The sequence below is a fragment of the Synergistaceae bacterium genome (assembly GCA_031267575.1).
Lineage (GTDB): Bacteria > Synergistota > Synergistia > Synergistales > Aminobacteriaceae > JAIRYN01.
In genome coordinates, this window is record JAIRYN010000063.1 from 1 (window position 1) to 13,680 (window position 13,680).

General features: G+C 54.9%; 8 protein-coding genes. 1 reads left to right on the plus strand and 7 read right to left on the minus strand.

Annotated elements, in window-relative coordinates:
• Nucleotides 1-231 precede the first annotated feature (231 nt).
• The 7 genes from galU to dnaX all read right to left on the minus strand — a co-directional run bounded on the left by galU (nucleotide 232) and on the right by dnaX (nucleotide 11,992).
• Complete coding sequence (gene galU, locus LBJ36_10680; protein MDR1379500.1) at nucleotides 232-1,107, minus strand: UTP--glucose-1-phosphate uridylyltransferase GalU; 876 nt, start codon at nucleotides 1,105-1,107, stop codon at nucleotides 232-234.
• Between the two features lie 47 nt (nucleotides 1,108-1,154).
• Nucleotides 1,155-2,528: a phosphoglucosamine mutase gene (gene glmM / locus LBJ36_10685; protein ID MDR1379501.1), complete on the minus strand. Its 1,374-nt coding sequence runs from the start codon at nucleotides 2,526-2,528 to the stop codon at nucleotides 1,155-1,157.
• Between the two features lie 99 nt (nucleotides 2,529-2,627).
• Nucleotides 2,628-3,821: a hypothetical protein gene (locus LBJ36_10690; protein ID MDR1379502.1), complete on the minus strand. Its 1,194-nt coding sequence runs from the start codon at nucleotides 3,819-3,821 to the stop codon at nucleotides 2,628-2,630.
• A 107-nt stretch (nucleotides 3,822-3,928) separates the two neighbouring features.
• Nucleotides 3,929-4,738 carry a diadenylate cyclase CdaA gene (gene cdaA / locus LBJ36_10695; GenBank protein ID MDR1379503.1) on the minus strand — a complete coding sequence of 270 codons (810 nt, stop codon included), beginning with the start codon at nucleotides 4,736-4,738 and terminating at the stop codon, nucleotides 3,929-3,931.
• Between the two features lie 16 nt (nucleotides 4,739-4,754).
• A complete protein-coding gene (gene pyk, locus LBJ36_10700) occupies nucleotides 4,755-6,500 on the minus strand; it encodes a pyruvate kinase (GenBank protein ID MDR1379504.1) in 1,746 nt (581 codons plus the stop codon).
• Nucleotides 6,501-6,563: 63 nt separating this feature from the next.
• A complete protein-coding gene (dnaE, locus tag LBJ36_10705) occupies nucleotides 6,564-10,013 on the minus strand; it encodes a DNA polymerase III subunit alpha (GenBank protein MDR1379505.1) in 3,450 nt (1,149 codons plus the stop codon).
• A 17-nt stretch (nucleotides 10,014-10,030) separates the two neighbouring features.
• Complete coding sequence (gene dnaX, locus LBJ36_10710) at nucleotides 10,031-11,992, minus strand: DNA polymerase III subunit gamma/tau (protein MDR1379506.1); 1,962 nt, start codon at nucleotides 11,990-11,992, stop codon at nucleotides 10,031-10,033.
• Nucleotides 11,993-12,192: 200 nt separating this feature from the next.
• Between dnaX and LBJ36_10715 the strand changes: the two genes are divergently transcribed.
• Nucleotides 12,193-13,380: an amidohydrolase gene (locus LBJ36_10715; protein ID MDR1379507.1), complete on the plus strand. Its 1,188-nt coding sequence runs from the start codon at nucleotides 12,193-12,195 to the stop codon at nucleotides 13,378-13,380.
• Nucleotides 13,381-13,680 lie beyond the last annotated feature (300 nt).

Consider the following 13,680-nt stretch of genomic DNA (forward strand, 5'->3'; position numbering starts at 1 on the left):
ATGATAGCCAATATTGAACACAGATGTGTTCGAATGAATCCATCGTTGATAAGCCATAAAAGGAGTTTAACATGAAAGTAGACATATGGCAAGAAACCAAATACAAAACAAACGCCGCCAACGGCGGCGTTACAATTCTCATTCAATCTCATTCAATCTCATTCAACGGCTGAAGCCGTTGGCTTTCTCATCGCTTTATCGTAACGACTCTAACTCACGAAAATCAAAAAATCAAGCCTGGCGTGACTCCTCCACGATTTTTAAAATGATGGGACGCAGATCGGGATCGTCAAGAGCCAACTGCACGTTTGCCGCCAACCATCCCTTTTGTGTGCCGCAGTCGAAACGCCTGCCGCGGTAGACAACTCCCCAGACCGGTTCGTCTTTCAAAAGGCGTTTTATCGCGTCCGTGAGCTGGATTTCCCCTCCAGCCCCTACTTTTTTCTCCGCCAGCAAGGGGAAAATGGATGGAGAGAGGACATAGCGGCCCATGATAGCGTAGTCGCTGGGAGCCACTGTAAGATCCGGTTTCTCCACCATGTCGAGAATACGATGGATGCCGCTGCTTTCTATCTCTGAACGAACGATGCCATAACGAGAGACCTCTTCGGGAGGGATTTTTTCCAGGGCGACGACCGTTCCGCCACGTTCCCGGTAAACATCCACCAACTGGCGCAGGACCGCCACATCGGAAACGAACACGTCGTCGGGAAGGATAACTCCGAAAGGTTCTTTGCGACAAAAAGGCTCGCCGCAAAGGATAGCGTGGCCCAATCCCAAAGGCTCGCTCTGTCGGGCATAGAGAATGTTGGTCGTCTCCGAGATTTTTCGGATTTTCTCGTAGAGTTCCTTCTGCTCCCGTTTTTCCAGGAGGCTTTCCAGCTCATAAGAGCTATCGAAATAATCTTCTATCGATCTCTTGGTACGGCCGGTGATCATGATGATGTCGGAACATCCCGATTCTAGCGCTTCCTCGACGCCGTAGGAAATAATGGGGCGGTTTACCAGTGGCAGCATTTCTTTGGCGATCTCCTTCGTAACGGGCAGAAAACGCGTTCCCAATCCCGCAACGGGGAAAAGACATTTCGTGACGCTCCGGTTGAACATCGAAACCTCTCCTTTTACAAATTGCAAATCCTTTTATAAATCACAAATCACGAACAATATTCTCTGAGCACATTGGTAAGGTGTTCCGAAACCTCCTCGACCAAGTCTAAATCCTTGGCCTCCACCAAAATACGCAGAAGTGGTTCCGTTCCCGATGGGCGGATGAACACTCTGCCGCTTCCCCGCATTCGCTTCTGAACCTCGCGGGACAGGGAGTCCACATAGTCCATGTCGACGCGACGCGCTTCGGCTATGGTCAAGTTGCTGAGGCGCTGAGGATAACGGCCAAAACGATCCACCAGGGTGTCAATGTCCTCGTTCATGTCCCGGCAGGCGTTCAACATCATGATCGTGGTACATAGCCCGTCTCCTGTGCGAGAATGGGCGTTGGCGATAATATGGCCGGACTGCTCGCCGCCAAGCCCGGCGCCGAATTGCCTCATGGTCTCCAGGACGTAGCGATCTCCCACGGAACAGCGGAAAAGTTGGATTCCCTCCCGGGCGAGGCGCTCCTCCAAGGCCATGTTGCTCATAACGGTCACTGCTACTCCCGATCCTAATTCGTTTCGAGCCGCCAGCCAGCGGGCCAAAACCCATATGGCAATGTCGCCGTCGATCGTGCGTCCCTTGGAATCGACCATCAGCATCCTATCAGCGTCTCCGTCGTAGGCAAAGCCCATTTCACGCCCTAGACTGACGACTTGGTTCGCCAGATGATTCATATGAATGACTCCCACGCCCTCATTGATATTCAACCCGTCAGGGCTGGCGCCTACCAGGGACCACTCCGCGCCTAACCTTTCCAGGAGAAAAGGCATCACGGTAGCCGCGGCGCCATGGGCGCAATCCACCACCACGGAAGCGGGCAATGACTCTTTATGATGAACCAGAGAAGCTAGATGATTCGCGTAAACTTGTACAATGCCCGGCAAAAAACGAATCTCCCCCACGGACGCCCCCGTGGGCCGCCAATCGTCCGTCAAAAGGTTGTCCAGGTACTCTTCGATACAGATTTCAGCCTCGTCGGATAACTTGCAGCCATCCCGGTCGAGAAATTTAATGCCGTTGTACTCCGCCGGATTGTGGGACGCGCTGATCACAGCGCCGCCGTCCGCCGCCACGTGCTGTACCGCGAAGCTCACCCCCGGAGTAGGAATGACCCCCACGGAAAGAACCTCTGCCCCAGCCGAGGACATCCCAGCGCTCAGAGCCCCCTCCAACATAGTCCCCGAACGCCTAGTATCCCTTCCGACCACGATTCGCGGACGGGGAATCCCCCGTTCGGCCAGAAACAGAATGAAAGAGCGCCCCAACCTGAGAGCCATTTCCGGCGTCATACCGCCAGCGTTGGCGACGTCTCGAACACCATCCGTGCCAAACAGGACCCGCTTACTGCGATTCGTATTCTTACTCTCGTTCAAAGCGTCCACGCCTCTCTATTCTCATCCTTCCCATCATCCCCGCTATTATTGACTACGTTTTTCCGTCATTCTTCCGTCGCGCTCACGGTCACTGTTCCGTCATTCTTCCGTCGCGCTCACGGTCACTGTGGAGGGTTCTATTTGGGTTATTTTAAAGTCCCTCGACGTGATCGTTCCTCGCACAGGCAGCGTCGTCCTCCGAAGGAAAATACTCGACACGTCCACAAAGGTCTTGAGCCCAGACGCGCCAAGATCGAACACCTCAATGAGAGACGGGGACGCCTCAATGGTCACGTCGACGACCGCGGGATTCAGGTTCCATTTTTTTCGACCCGGATCTTCGCCGCTCACCGCGCCCTCCACAGCAATGGGAATTCCAGACAGCCGCCTCTGGGCGATGATGGGTTCCAATTGAAGCGAAAGTTTGACCGATTTGACGTCGACGGTGGTTATTTCTTCATCTTGCAAGGGGCGCAGGGGTACCACGAGAGTTTGATCCGCCGAGAGTTGGGAAATCTCCACGGTCTCTGTGTCGATCGCGGAGACCGTGTTCAGCTTCTCCTTCGGGCCCTGTAGGAAAACCTCCGCAGGATCCGTGGTAACGGAGCGCAGCGCGTAATCCATCGAAGGCCTACCGCTCAATCTGACGTTGACGGCCACTTTTTTTCTCGGCAGACCGCTTACCAGAGCCGCGTTCATCCTTACCTGCGCCGGCTCAAAGGTCACCTCGTCCTCGAAGGGTTCCGACTGAGAAATCTTCACGGGCAAAAGCAATTCTTTTCCCCTTTCGAGTTCCTGAACGGTGGGAGCGATACTGATGGATCCTATCTTTGCCAGATCCCTGCCTGTGCCTTGAACGGTGAGTTCCTTAGGAACGACCTCCACACTCTCCAAGTACCACCCCGCTGGAATATCCTGAGGCAGGGTCACGTCCACCGGAAACACCCGCCCCACCAGCCGGACCAAGTCGATGTCCACCGTCGAGGGACTGACATTGACTAGCCTCACATTTTGCGGTATCACCGCCCTTACGAGTTCACGATACCTTCCCGCCGAAAAGCCCTTGAGGTCCACAACGCACAGGATGGAATCGTATTCTAACCGATCCATGATCCTCTCCGAGGCTTCCACCTCAATCGTGACCTCCTGCACCGAGTTTCTCACCCCCAACTCAGGCGCCACATTGCGGTACTCCACCCGGCACAAAAATTCACGCCTCGCATTGGAGGCCCCCACCGTTTCTGTAACGTAAAACCACATGCTCACGGCAACCGTCACAGATATTACCCACAAGAACCAGGGGGACGTTAGCACATCGTCAAATTTTTTCAATACGTTTATCAAAGGCGGGTCCTACTTTCTTACTCGCGTACTTACTCGCGTATTGTTCGTTATTTCGCCTATCGGGACCAGAGCGGTCGCAACAGATTCAAAATTCTGCCCTTGAGGCCCTTGTTGGTGGCCTCTCGGACTCCGGAAAAATAATATGACAACAACTTCTGGAGTTGAGCGTCCTTCAAATTTTTCGAGAGGTGCCCGTTGTAGGCAAGAGCCACCTCACCGCGCTCCTCGGAAACGACCAGAACCATAGCGTCGGATACATCCGTAATGCCCAACGCCGCTCGATGCCGTGTTCCATACCAGCGCGAAATGTCGAGGTTCTCCGTCAGCGGCAGGTAACACCCCGCCGCGATGATGTCGTTTCGGTTCATGATCACGGCTCCATCGTGGAGCGGGTTATTCTTCCAGAAAAGCGAGATGAGCAGCTCCTGAGAAATCTGGGCATCAAGTCTCACCGCCGTTCGCCAGTAATCTTTGAGGCCGGTGTCCTGTTCGAGGACGAGGAGCGCGCCGATCTTATTGGCTTTCATATAACCCAAAGCCGCGACGATCTCCCGGCTTAGTTTTTCGGCCTGCTCTAGGTCCATGCGCTGACGCCACAAATTTCCGCGCCCTATCTCCTCCAGCATTTTCCTCAGTTCCGGCTGAAAAACAATAGGGATAGCAATCACCAACGCCCAAAGGCTCCGGCTGAGAAACCAGGACAACAACCGAAACTCCAGCACGGACGCCACCATCGCAAAGGTACCCAGCATCAGGAATCCCTTCACGAGCTGAATCGCTCGGGTCCCCACCATCAAAGCCAAAATTCTGTAGATGATCGCGGAGACGATGAAGATATCTAAAAAAAATCTTATATTAGCCCACATGAAATCAACCGCGCGATCAAATGACCAGCTCCACCTGCCCGCGGTAGATCAGGCCTTTCATGCCGTCCACCGTCACCTCCATGTCGTCCGTCAGGACAGACAAGGCATCCGTGGCGCCGATGACGCAGGGGATATTGCGCTCCAGCGCCAGAATATTCCCCTCGATATTCGCGTCGCTTTCCGAGATGACCGCTCCTATTCTTCCAATCACAGAGTTGTACTCGTGGCTCAGGTAGCGCACCACCAAAATGCATCCGTCGCTGATTTTTTCCTCCAGGTCCCGAATGTCCCGGACTACACACACCTTCCCCGTGGCGTTTTTTCTCACCAGGGGAACGCCCATCAAAAGGATCTCGCCCGTCGTGAGGACCTCCACCATATTCGTCGTTCCCGCCAAGCCCAGAGGAAGACCCGCTGTAATCACGACAAGCTCGCCCTCCCGCACGTGCCCCTTGTTGACGCAGGCCAAGATGGCCTCCTTTGTGGCGACGTTGATGTCAGTCATCTCGTGAGATTTCACGGGATGCACACCCCACCATAAGGCTAGCTCTCTCCAAGTGGATTGGAGAGAGGTGACTCCCAACACAGGACAGGTAGGACGATGCTTGCTGATCATCTTGGCCGTGGAACCGCTTTTTGTCAAGGAAATGATAGCCGAAGCCCCCACCTGCTTGGACACCAGGACAGCCGCGTCGCTGACGGCGTCCGGCACGCCCACCACGGCGGATTTTTGACGGTAAGGAAGGCTCCAGATTTGCAACTCTTTTTCCGTTTTATCCACAATGCGCCGCATGGTCGCCACGGACTCCACCGGATAAGACCCCGACGCGGTCTCTCCTGACAGCATCACCGCGTCCGTTCCGTCCAAAACGGCGTTGGCCACGTCGCTGGCCTCAGCTCGGGTGGGCCGCGGATTTCGTATCATGGAATCCAGCATTTGAGTTGCCACGATGACGGCCTTGCCTCGTGAGCGGCAGAGCTCGATAATGTGCTTTTGGGCAAGAGGAACGTCCTCCGTGGGTATTTCAACCCCCAGATCGCCCCGGGCGACCATCATGCCATCCACCACCTCGATGATTTCGGCGATGTTCTGAACGGCCTCGTAAGTCTCAATTTTGGCGATGATCTTCATGTTGCCGTTCAAAGATTTTAAGAGCTTGCGGACCTCGATAATGTCCGAACGGGTTTTGACAAAGGAGACAGCCAGGTATTCCATGCCGTGCCGAACGCCCCAAGAGATGTCCTCTTTATCTTTGTCGGATAGAGCCGGCAGAGGAACGCTTGCGCCGGGGACGTTGACGCCTTTGGTGTTCCGCAGGGGGCCGCCCACGTCGACCCTGCACCGGATGTCCTCTCCCTCCACATCCTCCACTTCAAGGCGAAGGGTTCCATCGTCGATATAGATGACCTGTCCGGGGGCGAGGAACTTCGAGAGCGTCGGGCAATTCACGTGGACCCGCTCGGTGGTTCCCAAGCAGGGCGTCTCGGTCAAAACCAACACTTTTCCCGCCTCCAGATTGAGCTCGCCATTTTCCACCTCGCCCGTGCGAATCTCTGGTCCTTTCGTGTCCAGCAGGGCGGGAATGGGAATATCCAGATCGCGTTCCACCTGCCGTATCAAATCCAATTTACGCCTGTGCCCCGCGTAGTCCCCGTGGCTGAAATTGAGGCGCGCCACGTTCATCCCCGCCTCGGTCATGCCCTTCAACACTTCGTACTGTTCACTGGCCGGCCCTATGGTACAGACGATTTTCACAAACATCAAAAACACCCCTTGTTTTTCGGCCAAAAACTTAAATGGCTTCGCGTTCCGAAAACCGCGCGTTTACGCGACTTCGAACGTTCCTGGCGGCAAAAGTTCAGCCAATCGACCTTGAAGGATATCGACTGTGCCGACGCCGACCCCCTGCAACGATAAAACACAAGAATCATGATCGTCCGCCAATTCTAAGAGGACGGGAGACCTTCCTGGGCAGTCTTTCAGCGCCACGGCAAAACTTTTGAAGTCCAGCTTCTCCGCGACGAGGTCCGCCCTCAAACGAATGCGAACCAGTTCTGGGCTATTGGAAAACCCGCTCTCCAAGGGCGTCATTTTCTGTACGATAAAGTTCCTCGGCTCTCTGTCGCCCAGTTTTCCCTCCACCACATAGGCCTCCCCCGTCTGGATCTGTCCTTTCAAAACCTCCCAGTCACGGGGAAAGACCGTCGCTTCGATGTTGCTGTCGGAGTCCTCCAGGGTCATGATTCCCATCGGTTTGCCCGCCTTGGTGAACTTCTCGGTTACGGAAAGAATTATACCCCCTACCTTGGCTGGGATGGGTCCCCTCCAATAAGAAAGTTCTCCTATCGCGCAGGTGGCGTATTTTTTTGCTTTTTCCTCGGAAGCGTCGAAGGGATGTCCCGAAATATAGATGCCCATAACCTCTTTTTCATGCTCCAGTTTCACGGACGCCTTCTCTTCCTCCACCTCGAGCATATCCGGCTCTTCCGCGCTCTCCTCCGTCTCCAGAGAATCAAAAAGCGAATATTGCCCCTTGTCTCTGTTTTTTTTCTGAGCCGTCAGGACAAGGTCCGGCAACGCCGTCACCAGGCGGGTCCTGTTGGGCATGATCTCGTCGAAGGCTCCGGCCTTGATCAGGTTTTCTACGGTGGCCTTACCGACCGTTTCGGGACCCACCCGCGAGATGAAATTCCACAAAGACGTGTACTTTCCGTTGTTGCGGGTGGCAATAATCGCCTTCACCGCGTAGTGTCCCACCTTGGCCACGGCCCCCAGACCGAAGCGGATCACGTCCCCCACGGCCGTGAAGCTCTCCATAGACGAGTTGATATCCGGCTGAAGGACTTTGACGCCGCCGCGACGCACCTCGCGGACGTGTTTGCCCAGCACCTCTTTCTTGGCCTTCATCTGACTCGACAAGTAAGCCGCCATGAACTCGCTGCAATAGTTGGCCTTGAGATACGCCGTATGGTAGGAAATCATAGCGTAGGCGGCACTGTGGGACTTGTTGAACCCATAACCGGCGAATTCCTGAATCAAGTCGAAAATATGCTCAGCCGTCTTGCTCTCGATGCCGTTCTTCGCGGCGCCCTCCACGAACTTTGCCCGCTGTTGTCGCATGACCTCCACTTTTTTCTTCCCCATGGCGCGGCGCAACAGGTCGGCCTCTCCCAGAGTATAGCCCGCCAAAATGGAAGCGCACTGCATAACCTGCTCCTGGTAGAGAATAACCCCATAGGTCTCCCGCAAAATGCCCTCCAGAAGGGAATGGGGATACTCCGGTTTAGCGCGGCCGTGTTTGCACTCCACATACTGCTTCACCATGCCGCTCCCCAAAGGGCCAGGGCGGTACATGGCCAGCACGGCGATGAGATCCTCGAAACAATCCACACTGAGGTCCTGAAGCAGCCTCCGCATCCCTCCCGACTCCAACTGAAAGATCCCAAGGGTATCCGCTTCCTGTAAAAGCCGGTACGTGGCGGGGTCGTCCATGGGGACGGCGTTCATGTCCGGGACGGGCTTGTCGTTTATCCGTATGTTGTCGAGAGCCTCCTCAATGATGGAAAGAGTGCTGAGGCCCAGGAAATCCATCTTGACCAATCCCAGCTTCTCGATGGGCTCCATGGTGTATTGAGTCACCGTTTGGCTAACATCCAGGGCATTCGCCCCGCTAGCGTCCGTTCCCTTGATCCGGCGGATGGGCACCAGATCCGTGACGGGAACCGGCGTGATGACAACTCCAGCCGCGTGCTGAGACGGATGTCGGGCTAGCCCCTCAATTTTCTCCGCCACCTGGATGACCTTGGCCACAGTAGGCTCCGAATCGATAATGCTCTTCAGCTCAGGGACGGCTTGAATGGCCTCCGGGATGTTCTTGGCTCCGAAGGGAATCAGCTTGGCCACCTTGTCCATCGTGGCGTATTCCATGCTCATCGCCCGCCCTACATCCTTCACCGCCTGGCGGCTTTTCATGCGCCCGAAGGTGATGATCTGGGACACTTTGTCGCTGCCGTAGCGCTCGACGATGTACTTCAAAAGCTCCTCCCGCCCCTTGTCCGAGACGTCGGTGTCGATATCGGGCATACTGACGCGTTCGGGGTTCAAAAACCTCTCGAACAACAGTCCGTACTGGAGGGGGTTTAGGTCCGTGACGCGAAGGCTCCAAGCCACAAGGGACCCGGCGGCGGAGCCTCGACCCGGTCCTATCGGGATGTTCCGGTCTTTCGCGGCCTGAATGATGCCGGACACGATCAGGAAATATCCCGCGAATCCCATGCTGTTGATCACGCCCAGCTCATAGGCGAGGCGTTTTTTGTACTCCTCCGGAGGATCCCCTTGTAAGCGCAGGGATAATCCCTTCCAGGCCTCGTCTTCTAGGGCCTTTTCGAGAGTCGTCCCGTCCGCGAGGTCCATGCTGGGCAGCTGATAGGTGCCGGACCCCAGGTTGAGGGACACGTCGCATCGATTCGCGATCGCGACGGTGTTGTCCAGGGCCTCCGGCAACTCCGTCCCCAGAAGCCTGTCCATCTCCTCCGGGCTTCGCAGGTAGAAGTCGTTGCTGGCAAACCCGAAGGTGTCGTCCGACTCGTCGGCGTGGGTGTTGACCTTGAGCAGGATCTTGTGCCAATCGTAGTCTTCCTGTTCCAGATAGTGGGCGTCGTTGGTGGCCACCAGAGGAATGCCCGTTTCCTTGGAAATTCGGATGAGGGCTTTGTTGACCACCGCTTGAGCGGTAATCTGGTTGAACATGACTTCTAGAAAAAAATTGTCCTTGCCCATGATGTCTCGATAGAGCAGGGCGCGATTCTTGGCCTCTTTTTCCTTGTCCGCCAGGATCAACTGGGGAATCTCGCCAGCCAGGCAGGCGGATGACACGATCAATCCCTTGTTATAGCGCGCCAGAAGGTCGTGGTCGATGCGGGGTTTATAATAAAACCCATCCGTGTTGGCGATGGACACCAGCTTTATCAGGTTATGATAGCCTTGGTCGTTCTCCGCCAACAGCAGGAGATGGTTGTTTTTTCCTTTTTTTTCACGCGAGCGGTGTCCGTCGGGATCCACGTAGATTTCGCAGCCTAAAATAGGCTTTACGTTTTTCGCTCGGCATTGCTCGTAAAACTCCACAATACCGTACATGGCCCCGTGGTCCGTCATGGCCACGGCGGGCGCTCCTCCCCAGGACGCGACTTTTCGCGCCAGTTCCGCCGTGCGGATGGCCCCGTCCAATAAACTGTACTCCGTATGCACGTGCAGGTGTACAAAGGGTCGCGTCATCTTCTATTCATCTTCTTTCATTCCAATCCTTTCCCCGATGTTCCTTCGCTATTTTCAGTTTCTCCGCTCTCTTCGTTTTCTTCGTTTTCTTCATCGGCGCCGCGGCGCGCCAGAATCACACTTCCACTCAACCAGCGCGTCACCTCGCGGACCAATCCCTCAAAGGGAATTCCCCCTGCGGAAGCCTTTCCTTCAGCTTCAGCCTCGGCAAACGTCATGTCTTCGTCCATCAGCGCAATGTCCATAGGCGCGAAACTTGCCGATACGAAGCGCTCCGGTTCGGTACCGCGGCTTGGAGCGGGCTTTTTGCCCGCGCTTTTTCCGCTTTTTCTCCTGCCGTCCGCGGGGCTTTTCACGCTCGCACAGGAAGTCCATCGCTCTCCGCAGCACAAAAGGATTTCCCGGTCTCCCCAATGGGGTTTGAAAAAAACCTTCAATACCGCGCTGTTCCGGTCGATTCTCAGGACCTCAAAACAATACGGATGCGCCACGTCCAAGATCATCCTGACACTCCCCTCTTGAGTGTCCTCGAAGGGGCGAGCGTCCATCAGAGCGCAGTAAAGCGTAAACTCCTTTTCGCAAAGCTCTTTCAGAACTTCGTCCCACCGATCCTCCGGGTAAGGCGCCCAACCCTCTGGGTTCAGGGGGGCGGGAAGAACTTCCTTTGCTGCCTCCCAAGCTTCGTTCGCTTTTTCCTCTAATTTTTGTTTTTGGGGTGACGCGGTTTTCGCCGGGGCGCGTTCCAGCAGAGGCCGCTCCGACAAGAAGGGCGCGGCGGCGGGAGGCGTGGGCACGGCGGCGGGAAGAGTGGAAGTTTTCTCCCGCGCTTGTGGCGTTTTCGCGAGAGGCGAGGTCTCCGGATCTTCTTTCACTGGATCTTCTTTCACTGGATCTTCTTTCAGGTGAGTCATCTGAAGCATCAGGAGCCCGCTCAAGACGTCGTTTCGCAACCCCATGCGGATCTGCGGCAACAGCTCTGACAAAAACCGCATGATAGCCTCTAGGTATCGGGGATCCCAAAGGGGCGCTTCCAACTTCAGAAATTCTTTTTCCTGTTCCGAGGTATCCAACGCATCCAACACGTTGTTCCACTTGCCCGTCAGCCAGAGATTGCGAACAAGGGAAAAGAGTTCTTCCACGAAGCGCTGAGGTGAAGCGCCGCTGGCCAAGACGCGGTTCAAGGCGAGAAAGACGTCCGAGTTCCCTTTGCGTAATTCGGTGATCCATCGCTCCAAAGAAGGCCGGCTTCCCTGTCCCAATGTTGTCTCCACGTCGGACAAAGCGATCTCCGCCCGACCCAAACCCGCCACCTGCTCCAGCATGGAAAGGGCGTCGCGTAAAGCGCCGTCCGCCTGGCGGGCGATTTCCCAAAGGGCTTCAGTCTCGTAAGCGATCTTTTCAGCGGAGCACACCCACGTCAACCGGTCGTAGATCTCCCGCGTCCCGATGCGGTGAAAGGGAATGTGTTGGCAGCGGGAGCGAATGGTCACAGGGACCTTGTGAGCTTCCGTGGTAGCCAGAATGAAGACCACGTAGGCGGGTGGTTCCTCCAGTGTCTTCAGGAGGGCATTAAAGGCGGCGATAGAAAGCATGTGCACTTCGTCGATGATATAGACCTTGTAGCGGGACGCGAAAGGTGCCAAGGCCACGTGGCTTTTGAGTTCCCGCACCTCGTCCACGCTGTTGTTCGAAGCACCGTCGATCTCGATGACGTCCAGGCTATCTCCCGCCGCGATGGCGAGGCAGTTTTTGCATTCACAACAAGGTTCGTGGCCATCCACAGGAGAGAGACAGTTGAGCGCCTTCGCCAAGAGTCGCGCGACCGTCGTCTTGCCACAACCTCGGGGTCCAGAAAAAAGGTAAGCGTGCCCCACCAGAGAGCGCTCGACGCTCTTGCTCAGCACGTTTACTACCGCGGACTGCCCTGCCACCTCGGAAAACTTTTGAGGACGATACCGCCGATAAAGAGAAATTTCCAAAAGCGCATCCCCTTCCCGCCTCGACGAGAACCATCTGGACTCGTATTTTCTTCGCGTTTGAATTTTATCATGGAGCGCCGGGGGAAGACATAAATCAAAAAGCGCGGAGCAAAGCACGTCTCTAGCCTCGAACTCTTTTATAGACTATACTGATGCTCATTTGCTCATTGAAGGAAAAGAGCGCGATTATTTTAAAGGGGATGAAAAAATTGTTGGCAATCAAGGAAGGCATTATCGTTACCGTCGCGGGGGCAGAGAAAATCATTCAAAACGGCTCGGTGTTGGTGGACGGATCCAAAATAGTCGCTGTCGGCGCCGGCCTTGAGATACCGAGCGAGGCGCAGGTCATAGACGCTTCGGGGAAGTGGGTAACCCCAGGGTTTATCGACGTTCATACCCATATTTCGACGCTCAACGAACCCCAGACCATGCCTGTGACTCCAGGCGCGCTGGATCTCAACGAGATGAGCAATCCCATCACGCCCCACATTCGCGGTATCGACGCGCTCAACCCCCACGACGTCGCTATCGAAAACGCGAGAAAGGCGGGCTTTACGACGTGTTATACCGGTCCCGGCTCCGCCAACGTCATAGGGGGCACGGGCATCAGCTTCAAGACGAAAAAAGGCAATACCGTTTTTGACATCGCCATTCTAGGCTCGGAACACATGAAAATGGCCCTGGGCGAAAACCCAAAACGGGTGTACGGTTCGGACAAGAAGATGCCCATGACCCGCATGGGTGTCGCCGCTATACTGAGAGAAACGTTGTATAACGCCCAAGTTTACGCCGATCAACTCGAAAAGGCGAAGTCCGACCCTGACAAGAAGCCCAAGCCCGATTTCAAATTGGAGTCGCTGCTACCGGTGATACGTGGCGAAATGAAATGCCGCGTTCATGCCCACAGGGCTGACGACATCGTCACGGCCGTCCGAATTTGCAAAGAATTTAACCTAAAGTTCTCGGTGGAGCATTGTACGGAGGGGTACAAGATTCTTGATTACCTCAAGGAAAATGGAATTGATTGCGTCGTGGGGCCCTTGACCATGAGTCTGTCGAAAATGGAAATATGGGGCTGCAAACTCGAAACTCCGGGCCTCATGGAAAAGGCAGGGATCAATTTTTGCCTTACAGAGGACACCGCGTCCGACATCAAATATCTCCCTACCCACGTGGGCTACTGCGTCGCGCGAGGGTTGTCGGAAAAGAGAGCTTTTGAAGCGGTGACGTTACGCGCGGCGAAACTCCTGGGGCTGGAAGAGTGCGTGGGGTCCTTGGAAGTAGGGAAAGACGCCGATATTTCCATTTTCAGTGGGCATCCCTTCAGCAATTTATCTCTTTGCGAGAAGACGATCATCGACGGATCGGTTTACGATAACCTGAGATAAACAGGCCGGCGACACGATGAAAATCAGATAAAAATCAACTGTAAAATGTAGTATAAAATACGAGATGTGTTGGCGGAGAAAATTGGGATTCTAAATTTTGTGCCAAGGTTTTGATCGGGTTAATCTAGGGGAGAAAATCATGATTTCAACGCTTGTTTTTCACGTAAAATCGGATATAATAATAATAAACAAGCAACAAGCAACAAGCAACAAGCAACAAGCAACAAGCAACAAGCAACAAGCAACAAGCAACAAGCAACAAGCAACAAGCAACAAGCAACAAGCAACAAGCAACAAGCA